Source organism: Caballeronia sp. EK (assembly GCF_014384845.1).
In the GTDB taxonomy this organism is placed as follows: Bacteria; Pseudomonadota; Gammaproteobacteria; order Burkholderiales; family Burkholderiaceae; genus Caballeronia; species Caballeronia jiangsuensis.
Genome location: NZ_JACSUE010000006.1, coordinates 379,755 through 397,716, shown reverse-complemented (window position 1 = coordinate 397,716; position 17,962 = coordinate 379,755). Strand labels below are relative to the sequence as shown.

Below are 17,962 nucleotides of genomic sequence, written 5' to 3'. Positions count from 1 at the left end.
TTACTGCGCCGACAGATAGAACGCCTGGTCTCGTTGCGGCGTCACGCCGACGATCGTGAGCTGCCCGTTCACGACAGTCGCTTCGACGGACACCGACACGTTGCTGAGAGCACATAACGAGCCCGTGAAATTCAGCGTGCCGTCGAGCAGATGCTTGCCAGTCGAGCGCGGTTTGAAGCTGCCGGTGAACGTGCACGCGTTCTGTGTGCCCTTGGCCGTGCCGTCGGCGGCGACCGTGATCGTCGAGACCGGCGTGACGCCCGTGCCGCTGGTCCACGCGCGCGCGATGTCGCTGATGGCGATCGGCGTGTCGTATGTCGCGTTGTAGTTGCCGTTGAAGCTCGTGGCGGTCGTATCCGGGCTGACGAAGAGGCTCGTCGTCGCCGTGAGCGCGCTCTTCGCGGTGAAGTTGCCGGACAGCGTGCCGGCGCGAATCGCGCCAAGCGTGTGAAAGCCGACAGTCGCCGGATCGGTGAACGCGCCGTCCGTTGCCGTCATGATGCCTTCGATCAGCCAGACAAACGAACCGTTCTGCGTATAGATACTGAAGTACTGGCCGGTTTCGAGCACGATGGTCTGTGCCGCAACCGACTGCGACGAATTCACTGAGCCGTACCAGATGCCTTCCGGCAACGCGTGGGAAGGATTGGGGACGCAGGACTTCGTCAAAGTGCCGAGGTCGGTCTTGCAAGTCTGATCGTCGCCCCCGCCTCCGCAGGCGGCGAGTATGGGCAGGGCGAGCAGCATCAGCTTCGATAAGAGTTTCATAGCGTATTGTGGGTCTTTGTAGTAGACACGGACTGCGGCTCTCTTTACGGCGCACCGACAAGGGGTTAACGGAACATCGGCGGAAAACTTTAGATGCGCGGACCACGCTGCTGAATGTCGAGTGCAAAGCAAAGCGCCATGCCTTTGCAGGCATGGCGCTTTGACCGGATCCGGCGTATCCCTACTTCACCACCGCGACCGGCGCATTCGATTTGGCCGCCACTGCCGATGGAATCGCCGCATCGACAGGCCGCGTCTCATCGACCGTGGTCCGTCCGCCATCGCGGAAGAACGCCTGCTCGGCCGCCTTGTTCAGCACGAGAATACTGATCCGCCGATTCGTAGGCTCATCGACGACATCCTTGTTGAGCGGCAGCACGTCGGCCAGTCCGCGCACCTGCAACACCTTGCTTTCCTTCATGCCGCCCGCGACGAGCGCCCGTCTTGCCGCATTGGCGCGCTCACTCGAGAGTTCCCAGTTCGAATAGCCCGCCTGACTGCCGGAATAGGCCACCGCATCCGTATGCCCCGCGATCGATACGCGGTTATCGACATCGTTCAGCGATGCGCCGATGTTGGTCAGGATCGTCGTTACATAACCTTCGATCTTCGAGCTGCCGGATGCGAACATCGGCCGCTTGAGCGAATCGACGATCTCGATGCGCAGTCCTTCGCTCGTGATCGCGATGCGAATCTGATCCTTGAACGCGCGCAACGCGGGCATCTGCTCGATGAGCGCCATCAGCTTCTGCTTGAGCTGCTGCAGCTTCTGCAAGTCTTCCATCGCGACGGCCGCGCGCGCGATCGATTGCGGCACGGGCTGCGCCTGGCTCTTCTTGCCTTCACCCGGACGCGTGCTCGACAAGTCCTTGCCGCCGCCCGTGATGACGCTCGTATGCGCCGACGCGCCGCCATCGTTGCCAAAGAGCGCGGAGAGCGGCGTATTGAAGTACTGCTCGATGCCTTCCTTGTCGTACTTCGAGGTCGAGCCGAGCAGCCACATCAGCAGAAAGAACGCCATCATCGCGGTGACGAAGTCGGCGTAGGCGATCTTCCACGCGCCGCCATGATGACCGTGGCCATGCGCCTTCTTCTTGCGCTTCACGACGACGGTAGGCGCGAGCACCGATTGCAGCGGATCGCGTGATGGTTTCTCAGCCATGATGTCTATGCCGTGAAGTTAGGAAGCCGACTTCGGCATCTTGGTTGCGCGCACCGCGTCATCGAGTTCCTTGAAGCTCGGACGGTCGGCGGTGAAGAGCACCTTGCGGCCGAACTCGACGGCGACCGTCGGCGCATAGCCGTTCATCGATGCGAGCAGCACGGACTTCACGCACTGGAACGGCTTCGCTTCGGCCGCGCCCTTGGCGTTGAGCAGATCCGCGAGCGGGCCGATGAAGCCATACGCCAGCAGAATGCCGAGGAAGGTGCCGACGAGCGCACCCGCGATCATCTCGCCGAGCACCGCGGGCGCTGCACCGACCGAACCCATCGTGTGCACGACGCCCATCACGGCCGCGACGATACCGAACGCGGGCAGGCCGTCCGCCATCTTCTGGATCGCATTGGCCGCGACCGCGCTTTCGGTGTGATGCGTCTCGAGTTCCTCGTCCATCAGGTCCTGCATTTCGAGCGCGTTGACGTTGCCCGCCGACATCATGCGCAGATAGTCGACGATGAAATCGAGCAGATGATGATCGGCCATCACGTGCTCGTACTTCTGAAAGACCGGGCTGGACTCGGGCGCGTCGACATCGGCTTCGAGCGCCATCATCCCTTCCTTGCGCGCCTTCTGCAGCAGTTCGTAGAGCAGCGCGATCAGCGCGAGATATTTCTCTTTCGAGTAGCCGCCGCCCTTGAAGGCCTTCGGGATGGATTGCAGGGTTTTCTTGAGCGTGGCCGTCGGATTCGAGACGACGAACGCGCCGATCGCCGCGCCGAAAATACACAGCAGCTCGAACGGTTGCACGAGGGCGGCGAGGTGGCCGCCGACGCCGATGAAGCTTCCGATCACCGAGCCGATAACCAGGACCCATCCGATGATGACAAACATGTTTTCTCCGCAAATGTCCGGGCGCCGCGAGCCGTGCGTGCTCGGGATTGAGGCGCGCACGGCTCGCGACGCATTGTTTCGCTTGTTGTGGGGCTTATCGGCTTTTAATCACCGGACATTTAGGGTGACGCGCGCAACTTTTTCTGCGCAAATGTTTGCGAAGTAAATCTTACGTTCGTTCGCGATATAGTCTCATGGCGTTCGAGGCGATTACGTCGCGGGTAATGGATCGTGCGCACGGGCTCGTCTAACATCGCTCGCATGAACTCGACCCTTGCACACTCCGCCATGCAATCGAGCGTCGGCACGCTGTTGCGCGAATGGCGTCAGCGGCGACGCCTGAGCCAGCTCGATCTCGCCGGCGTCGCGGACGTCTCCACGCGTCATCTGAGCTTCGTCGAATCGGGCCGCTCGCTGCCGAGCCGCGAGATGCTCATGCGTCTCGCCGAGCAACTCGACGTGCCGCTGCGCGAGCGCAATACGCTGCTCGTTGCGGCCGGTTATGCGCCGCTGTATCGCGAGCGCGCGCTCGCCGATCCGCAACTCGCCGCGGCGCGCCGCGCGATCGATCTCGTGTTGAAGGGGCACGAGCCTTATCCCGCGCTCGCCGTCGATCGTCACTGGACGATGGTCGCGGCCAACGCGGCGTTCGCGCCGCTCGTCGCATCGGCGGATCAAGAACTGCTCGCGCCGCCGGTGAACGTGCTGCGCCTGTCGATGCATCCGCAAGGTCTCGCCGATGTGATCGACAACTGGCACGAGTGGCGCGCGCATCTGCTCGCGCGTCTGCGCCGGCAGATCGACGTCTCGGGCGATGCGACGCTCGCCGCGCTCTTCGCGGAACTCGAGGCGTATCCCGCGCCCGCCCATGCCGGGCACGCGACGCGAGCGGACACCGACCCTGTCGTCGTGCCGCTGCGCATGCGCACGCAATACGGCGTGCTGTCGTTCTTCAGCACGACGACGGTCTTCGGCACGCCGGTCGATATCACGTTGTCCGAACTCGCGATCGAGGCATTTTTTCCCGCCGACGACGTCACAGCCGCCGTTCTGCGCCAGCTCGACGATGCGAGACGTTGAGCTTGCGTCGCCGCCCGCATGCTTACAGAATTGAACCTGGTGCGCATGTGCGAATCAATGAGAAGGCAGGCTGCGTGCTAACGGTGCGCAGCCTGTGTCAGCTTTTGTCCAACCAACGCGGAAGGCAGCGATGATTCAAACATTCGAGCAGGTAATCGGCGGGCAAAACATGCAGTTCTGCGCGAGCATCGCGGAAGGTGGCGGACCGGCGCGGGTCATCATCAGCCGCGCGGATTCGGCGGAGTCGCTCGTGATCGTCGAGGCCGACGGCATCATCGGTGCGATCAAGGCGGAAGTCGAAGCGCCCGATACGCTCGTCGCCGATGCCGTGCGCAAGGCGCAGCAGGAAGCGTTGATCGAGCGCGCGCTGGAAACCGGCACCGTGCAGACGACGAGCCTGTAGCAGCGTTTCAGGCGGGCTTATCAGGAAGAATGCCCGCGCGGCTCATGCGGCCGCGCGGGCATTGCTTTATCAACTCGCCGGTCGTTCAGCGGGTCACATGCGCGGCTCGCCGTTCTTCGGATCGGCGGGCACCATCGGCGTGGCGGAATCCGGGCCGTCGGGCATGTCCGGGTCGTCGGGGTTCGGCGGGGCGTCCGGATCGAGCAGCTTGTCCGGGTCCGGTTCGAAAGGCTCTTCGGGGGAGCGAGGCATCGTCGACATGGTGATCTCCTGAATCTTCCGTCAATGGATGGATCTTCCAGCGTGCTTTGCCCTGACACTGCAACGTGCGTTCCCGCTGCCGCCCGTCTTCATTCGGCTTCGTCGGAAAGCGCGCCGCACGCGCGTTTCGCGGCTTCCGTCTTCGCGCTCGCCGGATTGCGCACGTGGCGCGCGATCAGCGCGGCGGCCAGCAACAGCGCGACGGAAATCGCCGCCGACCAGCGCACCGCATCGACGATATGTTCCGCACTCGGCGCGCCGTCGCCATGCGCCGCAAGCGCGCCGAACGCCGCGACGCCGATCGCGCCCGCCGCCTGCCGCGCGGTATTGAGCACCGCCGACGCCGTGCCCGCGCGCTGCTGGCCGACGGTGCCGAGCAGCGCGGTCGTCATCGCCGGAACCGCGAGGCCCATGCCGGAGGGAATCAGCAGGAACGGCACGAGCAGCGCGGCCGTGGGCGTCGTCGCATCGACGAAGCCGAGCGCCGCGAAGCCCGCGGCATCGAGCAGCGCGCCGGCGATCATCGGGCCACGCGAGCCGAAGCGCGCCACGACGGGGCCGCTCGCCAGGTTCGAGATCAGGAAGCCGCCCGTCAGCGGCAGGAACGCGAGACCGGTCTGCAAAGGCGTATGACCGAGCACACGCTGCAAATACAGGCTCAAAACGAAGACCATTCCATAATAGGTGAGATTCACGCCGATACCGAAGACGACGGCCGCGCTGAACGTGCGCTCGGCGAAGAGCGAGAGCGGCAGCATCGGCGCGCGGCTTTTTCGTTCGACCGCGATGAACGCGCCGCCCGCCGCCAGCGCGAGCAGAAGTCCGCCGATCACGAGCGGATGCGCCGGTCCGAGCGGACGCAGTTCGATCACCGCGCCGACCAGCGCAGCGAGCGCGACGATCGCGAGCGCCTGGCCGGGCAGGTCGATGCCGCCCGCATGTTCACGGTCTTTCGCGCGCGTTTTCTCGACCCACACGAGCGTCGCCGCGATGCCTGCCGCGCAGATCGGCAGATTGACCCAGAAGATGCTGCGCCAGCCGAACGCGGCGATCAGCACACCGCCGACGATCGGCCCCGCCGCGATCGACACCGCGCCCGCCGCGGTCCAAAGTCCGACCGCACGCGCGCGCAGGCGGCGGTCGTGGCCGCATGACGCGTTCAGGAGCGCGAGCGAATTCGGCAGCATCCCCGCGGCGCCGATGCCTTGCAGGGCACGCGCGGCGATCAGCTGGGTCACATCGCGCGAAAAGGCGCACGCGAGCGACGCCAGCGCGAAGAGCGCGAGGCCGCCGAGGAACATGCGCCGCGCGCCGAAGCGATCGCCGAGCGAGCCCGCCGAGAGCATGAGCGCGGCGAAGGCGAGCGCGTAACTGTCGACGGTCCATTGCAGGCTCGCGACACTCGCTTGCAGGTCGTGACCGATGCTCGCGAGCGCGACATTCACGATCGAGACATCGAGTTGAGAGACGACGAAGCCGACGCTCGTCGCCGTGACGACGAGCATCTGTCGCGCGGACAAATGCGTTTCGGATGAGGAAAGGTTCGAGTTCATGCCGTTCATCGTAAGCGCGTCGCGCGTTCGATGTTTCGGCATGGGCTGAAACGTGGAAGTCGAATGAAAAATGGCGCGCCGGGTGAGCGGCGCGCCATTTTCCCAACGACGTCAACGCTGAATCAGCGTGCTTCCCTGATGAAGAACGTCGTCAGCGCGCCGACCGCACAGAGTGCGCCGACATAGACCGCGGGCGCCATCGGGCTCGATTTCATCATCAGCGAGACGACGATCGGCGTGAGTCCGCCGAACACCGCGTACGCGACGTTGTACGAAAACGAGATGCCAGAGAAGCGGATGGCGGGCGGGAACGCCTTCACCATCACGAACGGAATCGCGCCGATCACGCCGACGAAAAAGCCCGCGAGCGCGTACCACGGCAGCAGCACGGACGCATCGAGCGCGACTTGCTGAAACATCAGCCAGTACGACACGGCAAGCGCCACGCCGCCGATGAAGATGGTCTTGCCCGCGCCGATGCGGCCCGCGATCGCGCCCGCGAGCACGCAGCCAATCGTGAGGCACAGCGTCGCCGCGCAGTTCGCGACGAGCACCGTCGCCGGCGCGATGTGGAACTGCTTTTGGAGCAAGGTCGGAGTCATCAGAATCACGACGACGATCGCCGCCGACAGCATCCACGTGAGCAGCATCGAAACGATCACCGCGCGGCCGTGATCGCGCAGCACCGCCTTGAGCGGGATCTCCGCCGCGAGCGACTTGCGCTTCTGCAACTCGGCGAACACCGGCGTTTCATGCAGCCAGCGACGCAGGTAGACCGAGCACAGTCCGAACAGACCGCCGAGCAGGAACGGCAGACGCCATGCGAAATCGGCGACTTCGGCGGGCGCGAACGACTTGTTGATCGCCGTGGCGATCAGCGAACCGAGCAGGATGCCCGCCGTCAGACCGGCCGTGAGCGTGCCGCACGCATAGCCGACATGACGGCCCGGCACGTGCTCGGAGACGAACACCCACGCGCCCGGCACCTCGCCGCCGACCGCCGCGCCCTGCATCACGCGAAACAGAAGCAGCAGCACGGGCGCCATCAGGCCGATCGACGCGTAGGTGGGCAACAGGCCCATCAGGAGCGTCGGCACGGACATCAGCAGCACGGAGAGCGTGAACATGCGCTTGCGGCCGAGCAGATCGCCGAAGTGCGCCATGACGATTCCGCCGAGCGGACGCGCGAGGTAACCGGCCGCGAAGATGCCGAAAGTCTGCAATTGGCGCAGCCAGTCAGGAATCGTCGGCGGAAAGAACAGTTGGCCGATGACCGGCGCGAAGAACACGAAGATGATGAAGTCGTAGAACTCGAGCGCGCCGCCGAGCGCGGCGAGCGTGAGCGTCTTGTAGTCGCCGCGCGTGAGCGCACGGCCGGCCGCGCGGGGGGCGTCGGACAGAGGTGTTGCCTGCATCGAAAAAAGAACCCGTGAGTGGAAAAGCCACGCGTGATGCGCGGTAGGACAAGGCCTTGCCCTGCGGGGATGACGACACGCGCCGGGTCGACGCGAAGCGAAGGCGGGCGCGGATTCGAGAGCCGACGCCCGTCATCCGCGCTGCGCGATGCGACGGAGAGTCGCGGCGCAACTTGCTACGCGACGTCTCGATAAAACGGCGGAAGCGGGAACTTTTGAGCCAGAAGCGGATGGTACAGGATGAAAACAGGCGTAAAAGAGAAAAGTCGTTCTATTTTCGAGATGGTTGTGCGCATGAGACGCATTGTGGTCGGAGGGATGCGCAGTCACATGCGTTGACAATTCAGATGAGTCCGATGGGAAAGGGGCGTCTCGCTGGCCAGAATGCGCAGCGTGATCAGCCTCGTCTCATCCCGCGACGAGACATCCGGCGGTGGCCCGCAGTAAGGCACCCGCCCCAATGTCCCTTGGACTCATCAGGTAAGACCTCATGCGCGTCGCCGTTTTGCAAACCGACCCAAGTTATCGAAATCTCATCAGCGATGTCGTCAAACGACTCGGTCACACTTGCGTGACGTTCGGCGACGGCCTCGTGCTATCGAAAGCGCTGTCCCGCTCGACCGTCGATCTGTTGATTCTCGACTGGAATTCCACGGGCCTGTGCGGCCTCGACCTGCTCAAATCCGTGCGCTCGAGCTTCGGCGAACGCGTGCCGGTCATGTTCGCGACGCCCGACGGCGCCGAGCACAACGTGGTCTGCGCACTGACCGCGGGCGCGGACGATTACATCGTGTATCCCATTCGCCCGGGCGAGTTCGGCGCGCGCGTCGAGGCGCTGCTGCGTCGCGCGTATCCCGCGACGTCGAGCGCGTGTCTCGAAGTCGACCCATACCGTTTTGACGCGCGTCAGCAAATCGTGACGGTGCGCGGCAAGCCGGTGCAACTGAGCGGCACGCAATTCCGTCTCGCACAGCTATTTTTCTCGAACATCGGCCGCGTGCTGTCGCGCGATCACATTTTCGCGATGGTCTGGGGACGCGAGTTCCGCGAAACCACGCGCACGATCGACAGCCACGTTTCGCGTCTGCGCCTTGCGCTCGAAATCGAGCCGGTGAACAACTTCCGCTTGCAGCCCGTGTACAAGAGCGGTTATCGCCTGCTGCATCTCTATGACGAAGGCGAAGATTCGGGCGACGACCTCGCCGATCCCGCGCCTGCGCAAATCGCGGCCTGAAGCCGCGATCCACAAAGAAAAATGCCGTCGCGATGACGGCATTTTTTTTCGTTTCGCCTTAATTAAACCGCCGGCAGCGCCGGGCGCGTCTCGATGCTGCGACGAATCAACGCCTCGACTTCCTTGCGCTCCTCGCCAGCGAGCGGCAGACGCGGCGGGCGCACCGGCTCCGTGCCCAATCCGACGATCGCCTCGGCCAGCTTGATGTTCTGCACGAGCTTGTGCGACACATCGAGCGCGAGCAGCGGCGCAAACCAGCGATAGATCGTGCGCGCTTCTTCGACACGTCCGGCGCGAATGAGCTTGTAGATGGCCACGGTCTCGCGCGGGAACGCGCAGACGAGACCCGCCACCCAGCCGTGCGCGCCCATCAGGATCGCTTCCATCGCCAGATTGTCGACGCCGCAGAAAAGCGCGTATCGATCGCCCGTTTCGTTGATGAGATCGGTGATACGGCGCACGTCGCCGCTCGATTCCTTGATCGCCGCGAATTTCTTGTCTTCGGCGAGCTCGGCGAACATCTTCGGCGTGACATCGACGCCATACGCGAGCGGATTGTTGTAGACCATCAGCGGCAGCGGGCTCGCGTCGGCGACCATGCGGAAATGGTTGAGCGTCTCGCGCCGGTCCGACAGATAGCGCAAGCCCGGCAGCACCATGTAACCGGCCGCGCCGTGGCGCGCGGCGCGCTCGGCCTGGCGGCAGCCGTCGAGCGTGCTGTTCTCCGCAATCGTCAATAGCACCGGTACGCGGCCGCGTGAGGCATCCACGGCGATGTCGAGCACGTCGAGCTTTTCGTCGAGCGACAACGTCGATGCTTCGCCAAGCGATCCGCACACGATGATGCCATCCACGCCGGCTTCGATCTGCGCGTCGATATTCTTCGCGGTCCACGCGCGGTCTATGCTGAAATCGGCGTTGAACTTGGTGGTCACGGCGGGCATCACGCCTTCCCAGATATGCGTCACGGCAGCGCTCCGAAGTTGATTGAACGATACGCAGTGTAAGCACCGAAAAATCGGGCGTCTTGCGTGTTTCGCGCGCGCCGCGTGCCGATTTCGGCATAGCCGTTTGGCCGTGAAAGCGCCGTGCGGCGGGCTTGCCGAGCCGATCCCGTGTTATGCCGATATCGTCATCAAAACGATCCAGCCGCTTCAAGACGCCCATCGCGCGCGTTTCTAGGATAGGCGGCATGAAAACCATCGACATCATCGACTCGCATACGGGCGGCGAACCGACGCGCCTCGTGATCGCGGGCGGCCCGGACCTGGGCAACGGCACCCTCGCGCAACGGCTCGACACGTTCCGCACGCGCTTCGACGACTGGCGCCGCGCCATCGTCACCGAACCGCGCGGCTCGGATGTGATGGTCGGCGCGCTCCTGTGCGAGCCCGACGATCCGGCGGCCGCGGCGGGCGTCATCTTCTTCAACAACGTCGGCTATCTCGGCATGTGCGGGCACGGCACGATCGGGCTCGTCGCGTCGCTCGCGCATGCGGGAAAAATCGCGGCGGGGCGGCACCGGATCGATACGCCCGTCGGTCCTGTCGATGCCACGCTCAACGCGAACGGCAGCGTCAGCGTGCGCAACGTGCCGGCGTACCGGCATCGGCGCGCGGTGACGGTCGACGTGCCCGGCCACGGGCTGCTCTCAGGCGATGTCGCGTGGGGCGGCAACTGGTTCTTTCTCGTCGCGGACCACGGCCGCGAACTCGTGCCCGCGCGCATCGCCGGGCTGACCGCGTTCACCGAGGCGATCCGCGATGCGTTGCACGCGCAGGGCATCACCGGCGCCGATGGCGCGTACATCGACCATATCGAGCTGTTCGCGGAGTCGCCCGTCGCGGGCGTGGACAGCCGCAACTTCGTGTTGTGTCCAGGCAGCGCCTACGATCGCTCGCCGTGCGGCACCGGCACCAGCGCCAAGCTCGCGTGCCTCGCGGCGGACGACGCGCTCGCGCCGGGCGAGATCTGGCGTCAGGAGAGCATCATCGGCAGCGTGTTCGAAGGCAGCTACGCGATCGACGGCGACGCGCTCATCCCGACGATCACCGGCTACGCGCACATCATGGGCGAAGGGCGTCTCGTCTTCGACGAGCGCGATCCGTTCATGCTCGGCATCGCATGAAAGCTGATGTGATCGTCGTCGGCGGCGGAATCGTCGGGGCGGCGTGCGCGGCGGAACTCGCGTTGCGCGGCCTCGCGGTCGACGTGCTGGAAGCGCGCGGCATCGGCGGCGGGGCGACGGCGGCGGGTATGGGCCACATCGTCGTGATGAACGATTCGCCCGCCGAGTTCGCACTGGCACATGCTTCGCGCGAACTGTGGCTCGCCCTTGGCCCTCAACTGCGCGAGCGCGACGCGTTTTCGCGTTGCGGCACGCTCTGGATCGCCGAAGACGACGAAGAACTCGACGCCGCCCGCACTATGCGCGATGCATTCGCGACGGCGGGCGTGCGCGCGCAGATGCTCGATCGCGCCGCGCTGCGCGAATCGGAGCCATCGATAAGCCACGCGATGCAAGGCGGACTCCTGATCGACGACGACGCCATCGTGTACGCGCCCGCCGCTGCGCAATGGCTTCTGACGCGCTCGACGCGCATCCGTGTATCGACCGGCTGCGCGGTTCGCGCCGTCGACGCCGACGATACGCACGCCAGCGTCACGCTCGCGAACGGCGATCGGCGCACGGCCGCTCATGTGGTCATTGCCAATGGGCTCGCAGCGCCGGACTTGATCGCCGACGTGCCGCTCGAAGCGAAGAAAGGGCATCTGCTCATCACCGATCGCTATCCCGGCACGATCCATCATCAGGTGCTGGAACTCGGCTACATCAAGAGCGCGCATCACGCGCGCGGCACGTCGGTCGCGTTCAATGCGCAGCCGCGTCCGACCGGGCAGGTGCTGATCGGCTCGTCGCGCCAGTTCGGCACGCTCGATCCGGCTGTCGAGATCGACGTGCTCGCCGCGATGCTCGCGCGCGCGACGCGCTATCTGCCGGGCATCGGCGAGCTGAACGCGATCCGCGCATGGACGGGCTTTCGCGCCGCTACGCCCGACGGTCTGCCATTGATCGGCCCCGCGCGTTTTCCGGGCGACCGGCTGTGGCTCGCGGCGGGTCACGAAGGGCTCGGCGTGACGACGTCGCTCGGCACCGCGAAGCTCATCGCCGCGCAAATGCTCGGCGATCCGGTTCCGTTCGACATGCCCGACACGCACGCCTTCTCGCCGCAACGATTCGCACGGGAGCACGCCGATGGTTGAGCGCGTGCGTGTGATCATCGACGGCGAGCCGCTCGCCGTGCCCGCTTTCACGACCGTCGCGGCGGCCATCGCGATGCGCGGCGTCGGCGGCACGCGGCGCTCCGTCACCGGCGAGCCGCGCGCCGCGCTATGCGGAATGGGCGTGTGCCACGAATGCCGCGTGACGGTCGATGGCCGCGCGCATGTGCTCGGATGTCAGACGCTGTGTCGCGACGGCCTTTCGATCGAGACGATGCGATGAACGTCGAGCATGTCGATATCGCGGTCGTCGGCGCGGGGCCGGCGGGTCTGAAGGCGGCGCTGATTGCGGCGCGGGCGGGCGCGCGTGTCGCGCTCATCGACGACAATCCGCGCCCCGGCGGTCAGATCTGGCGGCAAGGACCGACACTCGCGCCCACCGCGCAGCTTCGTCAGTGGCTCGATGAAACGCGCGCGCACGCGAATCTCATCGTCATGAACGGGACGAAAGTCGCCGCCGCGCCGGGAGACAAGCGGCTCCTGCTCGAACGCGACGGCGCGCCGCTCACGCTCGCGTATTCGAAGCTCATCCTCGCAACCGGCGCGCGCGAGCGGCTGCTGCCCTTCGAAGGCTGGACCTTGCCCGGCGTGACGGGCGCGGGCGGTTTGCAGGCGCTCGTCAAGGGCGGGATGCCGGTGCGCGGCGAGCGCATCGTCGTCGCGGGCAGCGGGCCGCTTCTGCTCGCCGCCGCCGATACGGCGCGCCGTCACGGTGCGCATGTCGTCGCGGTGGTCGAACAGGCGTCGTTGGCGCGCGTCGGGCGGTTCGTCGCGTCGCTGGCGCTGACGCCCGGGAAGCTGGCTCAGGCTGTCAGGCTCGGGATCGCGTGCTATCGGACGGGCAGCGTCGTCGTGAGAGCGCACGGGAGCGCGCGTGTGGAGGCGGTCACGATCCGCGCGCGCGGGCGCGAAGAGACGCTCGAAGCGGATCGCGTCGCGTGCGGATACGGCCTCGTGCCGAACGTGACGCTGGCGCTCGCACTCGGCTGCTCGATCGACGAACGCGACGGCGCGATTCTCGTCGACGATTCGCAGCGCACGTCGCGGGAACACGTCTTCGCGGCGGGCGAGTGCACGGGCATCGGCGGGATGGAACTGGCGCGCGTCGAAGGGGCGATCGCGGCGCATGCGGCGCTCGGCATCGCCGCCGATGCGCGTCTCGTGCGCGAGCGCGATCGCTGGCGCGCATTCGCCCGGCGCGTGGCGCACGCGTTCGAACTCGGCCCCGATGCGCGCGCGCTGCCGTCGCCGGACACTGTGTTGTGTCGCTGCGAAGACGTGTCGATCGCCGATGTCGCCGCGCACGCGAACTGGCGCGACGCGAAATTGCAGACCCGTTGCGGCATGGGGCCGTGTCAGGGCCGCATCTGCGGCGAGGCGGCAGCGATCTATTTCGGATGGCCGCGCACGGCGGCGCGCCCGCCGTTCACGCCGGTGCGCATCGATACGCTGATCGCCGTTCGCGAGAGCACCGAAACGCCCGTTTCATAGTGGGGGCAGCGCGAATTTCGTCCGCGCGTGCGCGCTCCTATAATCGGTTGCCTGACTGATCCGCACGCAACCGACCTCCCCACGCATGACGAGCACGACAGGCCTCACGATGAACGCAGCGTCGATCGCGCAACCTCCCGCGTCGACGCTCTCCGACATGCTCGCGCACTTCGCGCTGCTCGCGCCGGTGTTCGACGCGATGCCCGACATCGTGTTCTTCGTGAAAGATCGCGAGGCGCGCTACGCGATGGTCAACCGCACGCTCGCGCGTCGCTGCGGCCACAAGGACGACAAATCGGCGCTGCTCGGCAAGACAGCGGAGGACGTGTTCCCGCGGCGCTTCGGGCGCATCTACACGGCGCAGGATCAGGCGATCATCGCGCAGGGACATCAGCTGATCGATCAGCTTGAACTGCATCTGTATCCGGGACGCGAGCCCGGCTGGTGCATGACCTGCAAGCAGCCGCTGCACGATACGCAGGGGACGATCGTCGGACTCGCGGGGATCTCGCGCGACTTGCAGGCCGCCGAAGGCACGCATCCCGCCTACAGCCGGCTAGCGGCGGTCGTGCAGCACATCCAGGAAAACTACGTGCAGCCGCTCAACATGCGGCAACTCGCGCAGATGGCGAACATGTCGATCGCGCAACTGGAGCGGTATTTTCACAAGGTCTTCCATCTGACGCCGCGTCAGGTATTGCTGAAAACTCGCCTCGACGCGGCCACCGCGTTGCTCGTCTCGAACGAAAAGGTCACCGATGTCGCCGCGCTGTGCGGCTACACCGATCACAGCGCCTTTACGCGCCAATTCAAGGCGACGGTCGGCATCACGCCGAGCGAGTATCGCGCGCTGTTGCAGGCGGGTCCGTCGAACGCGTCGCGCCCCGATTCCGGCCGCGAGGCAAACGTCTGACGGGAAATCAGGGCACGCTTCACGCCGAAATTACACGGTCGTGCGTTCGAGCGGCGGCGCGCATCGGCCGAATGAACCGCGTGATGCGGCTTTCGCGCCATCGAATGCAGGTCGGTCCGGATTTTGCTCGGATACGCTCGCGGCGACCGGGCAAATCTTCGCATCGGCGCAGCGCAGAACCGCGAGGCGTTCCGCACCGGCGCACACGCGACACAAATAACGGTGCGTTCGGAATTCCCGCCGCGTTTTCGTGTCAATCAATGCGCGCGACAGCGCGCGCGGCGGCGAGGTGGAGACCCGTCGCGAGAATTCCGTTTTTTGGGCAGCAGAAAAGAACATCATGAACGAAGTGGCAAGACTGGGGCATATGCGGATCGTCCTCATCGAGGATGATCCGGAGAGCAGGGCATCACTGCAAATGTTGCTGGAAGAAGAAGGTGCGGACGTGATCGCGGTAGCCGACGCCGAAGACGGCGCGCAAGCTGCGATCGAGCATCTTCCCGATGCGGTGATCTGCGATCTCGATTTACCCGAGATGGACGGTTTTTATCTCATCCAACGTTTGCGGGATCACGAAATACGCGGCAACCTGCCGCCTTCCGTGGCGATCGCGCTGACGGGACACGGCGGCGAAGAGTATCGATTACGCAGCATCGGCGAAGGCTTTCAGCATTTCATGACGAAGCCCGTGCATCCGGACGAACTCGTCGCGTTGATACAGGACGCGGTCGGGGCGCGCGTGGTGATGTGATGTGACGTGATGACGGATCAGGGCCGCCGCTGAACGGCGGCCCCGATTTTTACGACCGGTCGCGGTTGCGCGCCCGCGTCGCGCCGGTGATGACGGCGATGCCCAGCATGATGACGGCGACGATCATGATCGTATGCTGCGAGACGTGCATCGCGACGAGCGCCCACGATACGCCTCCGATCAGAATCAACCAGCCTGCAAGATAGATGATCAGCGTCATCGACTTCTCCTTTTTCGTTGTGTGCTAGAAATCGTTGCGTGGCCTTCATGAAAGGGCCTTATCCTTTCGACGCCCGGGCGCGCATAAGTTCACTGGATGCAAGGGGCGTACCGCGGGCGGCATCGTCGAACATGAACAAGAGCGAGAGCATGCTGACCGTTCACCACCTCAATAATTCCCGCTCGCAGCGCGTGCTGTGGATGCTGGAAGAACTCGGCGTCGAATACGAACTGAAGCGCTATCAGCGCGACCCGCGCACGATGCTCGCGCCGCCCGAATTGCGCGCGGTGCATCCGCTCGGCAAATCGCCGGTCGTCACCGACGACGGTCTGACGCTCGCCGAATCGGGCGCGATCATCGAATATCTCGTCGACCGTTATGGCGAAGGCCGTTTCTCGCCACCGCCCGGAACGTCGCCGGAACGCCTGCGCTACAACTACTGGATGCATTACGCGGAGGGCTCCGCGATGCCGCCGCTCCTGCTCAAGCTCGTCGCGCGGCGGCTGGAGAGCGCGAAGATGCCGTTCTTCGCGAAGCCGATCGCGCGGCGCATCGCGCAGACGATGCAAAGCAGTTTCATCGATCCGCAATTGCGGCTGCACTTCGGCTATATCGACGCCGAGCTCGCGAAGTCGCCGTGGTTCGTGGGCGAGACGTTCACCGCCGCCGACGTGCAGATGAGCTTCCCGCTCGAAACCGCGAGCGCGCGCGCCGGCGCGAAGTCGATGCCGCATATCCGCGCGTTTCTCGAGCGCATCCACGCGCGGCCGGCCTATCAGCGCGCGCTGGAACGGGGCGGGCGATACGACTACGCCGGTTAGCCGTTCGGCCGACTGCCGGTACGGCGGACGCGTTGCGTACAATGAGTCGCACGCAACCACTCAGCCCAAAGGCGACGCATGGCCCGAATCGTTCCCGACGACTGGAAGAATCTCGAAGCGACCGGCGCGGCGGCGCGCGAACTCGAAACGCTCGCGCTGCTCGAAAAGCTGCCCGACGACTACACGGTGTATCACGGCGTGCACTGGACGCGCGTCAACGAAGGCTTTTCGGTGTTCGGCGAGGCGGATTTCGTCGTCGTCGCGCCGTCGGGTCGCGTGCTGATGATCGAGCAGAAGGCGGGCTTTCTGCGCGAAACCGGTCAGGGCCTCGTGAAGGTCTATCTGCAGAAGGAACGCAACGTCGCCATTCAGCTTGCGCGCACGCTGGAGAACCTGCACCGGCGCTTCACCGCCGCGTTCGGCGCGGGCACGTACCGGATCGAGGAACTGCTGTTTTGCCCCGACTACACCGTGAAAAACGCGGCGATCGCGGGCGTTGCGCCCGCGCGGATCGTCGATGCGAGCCGCAAGTCGAAGCTCGCGCGCGTCGTGCTGGACATTCTGCCGCCCGACGAACCTCGCTTCGAATCGGCGGCGCGCATCCATCACTTTCTCGCCGATGAACTCTCGCTCACGCCCGACACCAACGCGCTCGTCGGCGCCGCGAACACGCTCGTCACGCGGCTGTCGGGCGGCCTCGCGACGTGGGCGCGCCGGCTCGAATTCGCGCCGTTCCGGCTGCGCGTGATCGCGACTGCCGGCGCGGGCAAGACGCAGCTCGCCGTGCGCGTGATGCGCGACGCGCTCGCGCAAGGCAAGAGCGTGCTCTACGTGTGCTTCAACCGGCCGCTCGCCGATCACATCCGCGCGATCGCGCCGAAAGAGGCGAAGATCGCGAACTACCATCAGTTGAGCGCGGCGGTCGCGCGCGATGCCGGCAGCCCGCCCGATTTCAGTCAGCCGAACGTCTTCGCGACGCTCGAAGAGCGTTTCGCCGCCGTGCCCGTGCCGGAGCAGTGGAAGACGGACGTGCTGATCGTCGATGAAGGTCAGGACTTTCAGGCGGCGTGGGTCGAGCCGCTCGAGCGCCTGCTCAATCCGGACGGCGCGTGGTGGTGGCTCGAAGATCCGATGCAGAACCTGTATCTGCGCGAGCCGGTGCCGCTGCCGGGCTGGACCATCCTGCGCGAGACCACGAACTATCGCAGCCCGCGCGATCTGCTCGGCTTTATCCGCAAGATCGTCGGGCCGGATGTGCGGCTCGATGCGGGCAGCCCCTTCGACGGCTCGGATGTGAGCGTCTCGACCTACGAGGATGGCCATCCCGAGGAAATCATCGAGGCGACCAAGCGCGCGATCACACATGCGCTCTCGCTCGGCTTTCGCAAGCAGGACATCGCGGTGCTGTCGTTTCGGGGCCGCGAGGGTTCGGCGCTCACCGCCGTCGATCAACTCGGGCCGCACCGGCTGCGCGCTTTCACCGGCACGTACGATCTGTTCGGCAACCCGGAGTATCGCGAGGGCGACGTGCTGCTCGAATCGATCTATCGCTTCAAGGGGCAATCCGCACCGTGCGTGATCCTGACGGAAGTCGATTTCGAAGCGCTCGACGAGCAGGCCGCGCGCAAGATCTTCGTCGGCGCGACACGGGCGACGATGAAGCTGATCGTGGTCGCATCCGAACGCGCGGCCCGGGCCATCGACGCGTTGCAGTAGC

At 65.4% G+C, this 17,962-nt stretch carries 19 protein-coding genes; 11 read left to right on the top strand and 8 right to left on the bottom strand.

Going from position 1 to position 17,962, the window contains the following annotated elements:
* From IAG25_RS20345 to motA, 3 genes are all read right to left on the bottom strand, one after another.
* The gene (locus IAG25_RS20345) at window positions 1-768 is read right to left on the bottom strand and encodes a hypothetical protein (protein WP_187606450.1); all 768 of its coding nucleotides are present in this window, start codon (window positions 766-768) and stop codon (window positions 1-3) included.
* Between the two features lie 181 nt (window positions 769-949).
* On the bottom strand, window positions 950-1,930 hold the full coding sequence (gene motB / locus IAG25_RS20340) for a flagellar motor protein MotB (RefSeq protein ID WP_187606449.1): 981 nt from the start codon (window positions 1,928-1,930) through the stop codon (window positions 950-952).
* Window positions 1,931-1,948: 18 nt separating this feature from the next.
* Window positions 1,949-2,821 carry a flagellar motor stator protein MotA gene (motA, locus tag IAG25_RS20335; RefSeq protein ID WP_187606448.1) on the bottom strand — a complete coding sequence of 291 codons (873 nt, stop codon included), beginning with the start codon at window positions 2,819-2,821 and terminating at the stop codon, window positions 1,949-1,951.
* A gap of 261 nt (window positions 2,822-3,082) precedes the next feature.
* On the opposite strand from motA, the gene IAG25_RS20330 reads away from it, so the two are divergent.
* Complete coding sequence (locus IAG25_RS20330) at window positions 3,083-3,901, top strand: helix-turn-helix transcriptional regulator (protein WP_187606447.1); 819 nt, start codon at window positions 3,083-3,085, stop codon at window positions 3,899-3,901.
* Window positions 3,902-4,031: 130 nt separating this feature from the next.
* A complete protein-coding gene (locus IAG25_RS20325; RefSeq protein ID WP_035509859.1) occupies window positions 4,032-4,304 on the top strand; it encodes a hypothetical protein in 273 nt (90 codons plus the stop codon).
* A gap of 93 nt (window positions 4,305-4,397) precedes the next feature.
* On the opposite strand, the gene IAG25_RS20320 is transcribed toward IAG25_RS20325, so the two are convergent.
* From IAG25_RS20320 to IAG25_RS20310, 3 genes are all read right to left on the bottom strand, one after another.
* Complete coding sequence (locus IAG25_RS20320) at window positions 4,398-4,565, bottom strand: hypothetical protein (RefSeq protein WP_187606446.1); 168 nt, start codon at window positions 4,563-4,565, stop codon at window positions 4,398-4,400.
* 89 nt (window positions 4,566-4,654) lie between these two features.
* Window positions 4,655-6,127, bottom strand: a complete 1,473-nt coding sequence (locus tag IAG25_RS20315; RefSeq protein ID WP_187606637.1) for an MFS transporter — start codon at window positions 6,125-6,127, stop codon at window positions 4,655-4,657.
* Window positions 6,128-6,240: 113 nt separating this feature from the next.
* Entirely contained in the window at window positions 6,241-7,533 is a 1,293-nt protein-coding gene (locus tag IAG25_RS20310; RefSeq protein ID WP_187606445.1) for an MFS transporter, read from the bottom strand.
* Between the two features lie 490 nt (window positions 7,534-8,023).
* On the opposite strand from IAG25_RS20310, the gene IAG25_RS20305 reads away from it, so the two are divergent.
* The gene (locus IAG25_RS20305) at window positions 8,024-8,767 is read left to right on the top strand and encodes a response regulator transcription factor (RefSeq protein ID WP_187606444.1); all 744 of its coding nucleotides are present in this window, start codon (window positions 8,024-8,026) and stop codon (window positions 8,765-8,767) included.
* 62 nt (window positions 8,768-8,829) lie between these two features.
* On the opposite strand, the gene IAG25_RS20300 is transcribed toward IAG25_RS20305, so the two are convergent.
* Window positions 8,830-9,735 (bottom strand): dihydrodipicolinate synthase family protein, encoded by a 906-nt coding sequence (locus tag IAG25_RS20300; protein WP_187606443.1) that lies wholly within the window; start codon window positions 9,733-9,735, stop codon window positions 8,830-8,832.
* A 215-nt stretch (window positions 9,736-9,950) separates the two neighbouring features.
* Between IAG25_RS20300 and IAG25_RS20295 the strand changes: the two genes are divergently transcribed.
* The 6 genes from IAG25_RS20295 (at window position 9,951) to IAG25_RS20270 (ending at window position 15,204) form a co-directional block, all read left to right on the top strand.
* The gene (locus tag IAG25_RS20295) at window positions 9,951-10,895 is read left to right on the top strand and encodes a 4-hydroxyproline epimerase (protein ID WP_187606636.1); all 945 of its coding nucleotides are present in this window, start codon (window positions 9,951-9,953) and stop codon (window positions 10,893-10,895) included.
* A complete protein-coding gene (locus tag IAG25_RS20290; RefSeq protein WP_187606442.1) occupies window positions 10,892-12,031 on the top strand; it encodes an NAD(P)/FAD-dependent oxidoreductase in 1,140 nt (379 codons plus the stop codon). The genes IAG25_RS20295 and IAG25_RS20290 overlap by 4 nt, the downstream gene beginning before the upstream one ends.
* Window positions 12,024-12,272, top strand: a complete 249-nt coding sequence (locus IAG25_RS20285; RefSeq protein WP_187606441.1) for a (2Fe-2S)-binding protein — start codon at window positions 12,024-12,026, stop codon at window positions 12,270-12,272. Before IAG25_RS20290 ends, IAG25_RS20285 begins: the two co-directional genes overlap by 8 nt.
* A complete protein-coding gene (locus tag IAG25_RS20280; RefSeq protein ID WP_187606440.1) occupies window positions 12,269-13,540 on the top strand; it encodes an NAD(P)/FAD-dependent oxidoreductase in 1,272 nt (423 codons plus the stop codon). The genes IAG25_RS20285 and IAG25_RS20280 overlap by 4 nt, the downstream gene beginning before the upstream one ends.
* A gap of 109 nt (window positions 13,541-13,649) precedes the next feature.
* Window positions 13,650-14,453 carry an AraC family transcriptional regulator gene (locus IAG25_RS20275; protein ID WP_187606635.1) on the top strand — a complete coding sequence of 268 codons (804 nt, stop codon included), beginning with the start codon at window positions 13,650-13,652 and terminating at the stop codon, window positions 14,451-14,453.
* A gap of 340 nt (window positions 14,454-14,793) precedes the next feature.
* Complete coding sequence (locus IAG25_RS20270; RefSeq protein ID WP_238216800.1) at window positions 14,794-15,204, top strand: response regulator; 411 nt, start codon at window positions 14,794-14,796, stop codon at window positions 15,202-15,204.
* Window positions 15,205-15,253: 49 nt separating this feature from the next.
* Here the strand turns inward: IAG25_RS20270 and IAG25_RS20265 are convergent, their stop codons facing one another.
* Window positions 15,254-15,424, bottom strand: coding sequence for a hypothetical protein (locus IAG25_RS20265; RefSeq protein WP_187606439.1), 171 nt, complete (start codon window positions 15,422-15,424; stop codon window positions 15,254-15,256).
* 149 nt (window positions 15,425-15,573) lie between these two features.
* Between IAG25_RS20265 and IAG25_RS20260 the strand changes: the two genes are divergently transcribed.
* Together IAG25_RS20260 and IAG25_RS20255 are read left to right on the top strand one after the other, a co-directional pair.
* Window positions 15,574-16,245, top strand: a complete 672-nt coding sequence (locus IAG25_RS20260) for a glutathione S-transferase family protein (protein ID WP_187606438.1) — start codon at window positions 15,574-15,576, stop codon at window positions 16,243-16,245.
* Window positions 16,246-16,323: 78 nt separating this feature from the next.
* The gene (locus IAG25_RS20255; protein ID WP_187606437.1) at window positions 16,324-17,961 is read left to right on the top strand and encodes an ATP-binding domain-containing protein; all 1,638 of its coding nucleotides are present in this window, start codon (window positions 16,324-16,326) and stop codon (window positions 17,959-17,961) included.
* The last annotated feature ends 1 nt before the right edge of the window (window position 17,962 follow it).

Excerpts from the sequence above, each read along its gene's own strand:
- IAG25_RS20345 (WP_187606450.1), bottom strand. The coding sequence starts at position 768 with ATGAAACTCTTATCGAAGCTGATGCTGCTCGCCCTGCCCATACTCGCC.
- motB (WP_187606449.1), bottom strand. The coding sequence starts at position 1,930 with ATGGCTGAGAAACCATCACGCGATCCGCTGCAATCGGTGCTCGCGCCT.
- motA (WP_187606448.1), bottom strand. The coding sequence starts at position 2,821 with ATGTTTGTCATCATCGGATGGGTCCTGGTTATCGGCTCGGTGATCGGA.
- IAG25_RS20330 (WP_187606447.1), top strand. The coding sequence starts at position 3,083 with ATGAACTCGACCCTTGCACACTCCGCCATGCAATCGAGCGTCGGCACG.
- IAG25_RS20325 (WP_035509859.1), top strand. The coding sequence starts at position 4,032 with ATGATTCAAACATTCGAGCAGGTAATCGGCGGGCAAAACATGCAGTTC.
- IAG25_RS20320 (WP_187606446.1), bottom strand. The coding sequence starts at position 4,565 with ATGTCGACGATGCCTCGCTCCCCCGAAGAGCCTTTCGAACCGGACCCG.
- IAG25_RS20315 (WP_187606637.1), bottom strand. The coding sequence starts at position 6,127 with ATGAACGGCATGAACTCGAACCTTTCCTCATCCGAAACGCATTTGTCC.
- IAG25_RS20310 (WP_187606445.1), bottom strand. The coding sequence starts at position 7,533 with ATGCAGGCAACACCTCTGTCCGACGCCCCCCGCGCGGCCGGCCGTGCG.
- IAG25_RS20305 (WP_187606444.1), top strand. The coding sequence starts at position 8,024 with ATGCGCGTCGCCGTTTTGCAAACCGACCCAAGTTATCGAAATCTCATC.
- IAG25_RS20290 (WP_187606442.1), top strand. The coding sequence starts at position 10,892 with ATGAAAGCTGATGTGATCGTCGTCGGCGGCGGAATCGTCGGGGCGGCG.
- IAG25_RS20285 (WP_187606441.1), top strand. The coding sequence starts at position 12,024 with ATGGTTGAGCGCGTGCGTGTGATCATCGACGGCGAGCCGCTCGCCGTG.
- IAG25_RS20280 (WP_187606440.1), top strand. The coding sequence starts at position 12,269 with ATGAACGTCGAGCATGTCGATATCGCGGTCGTCGGCGCGGGGCCGGCG.
- IAG25_RS20275 (WP_187606635.1), top strand. The coding sequence starts at position 13,650 with ATGAACGCAGCGTCGATCGCGCAACCTCCCGCGTCGACGCTCTCCGAC.
- IAG25_RS20270 (WP_238216800.1), top strand. The coding sequence starts at position 14,794 with ATGAACGAAGTGGCAAGACTGGGGCATATGCGGATCGTCCTCATCGAG.
- IAG25_RS20265 (WP_187606439.1), bottom strand. The coding sequence starts at position 15,424 with ATGACGCTGATCATCTATCTTGCAGGCTGGTTGATTCTGATCGGAGGC.
- IAG25_RS20260 (WP_187606438.1), top strand. The coding sequence starts at position 15,574 with ATGCTGACCGTTCACCACCTCAATAATTCCCGCTCGCAGCGCGTGCTG.
- IAG25_RS20255 (WP_187606437.1), top strand. The coding sequence starts at position 16,324 with ATGGCCCGAATCGTTCCCGACGACTGGAAGAATCTCGAAGCGACCGGC.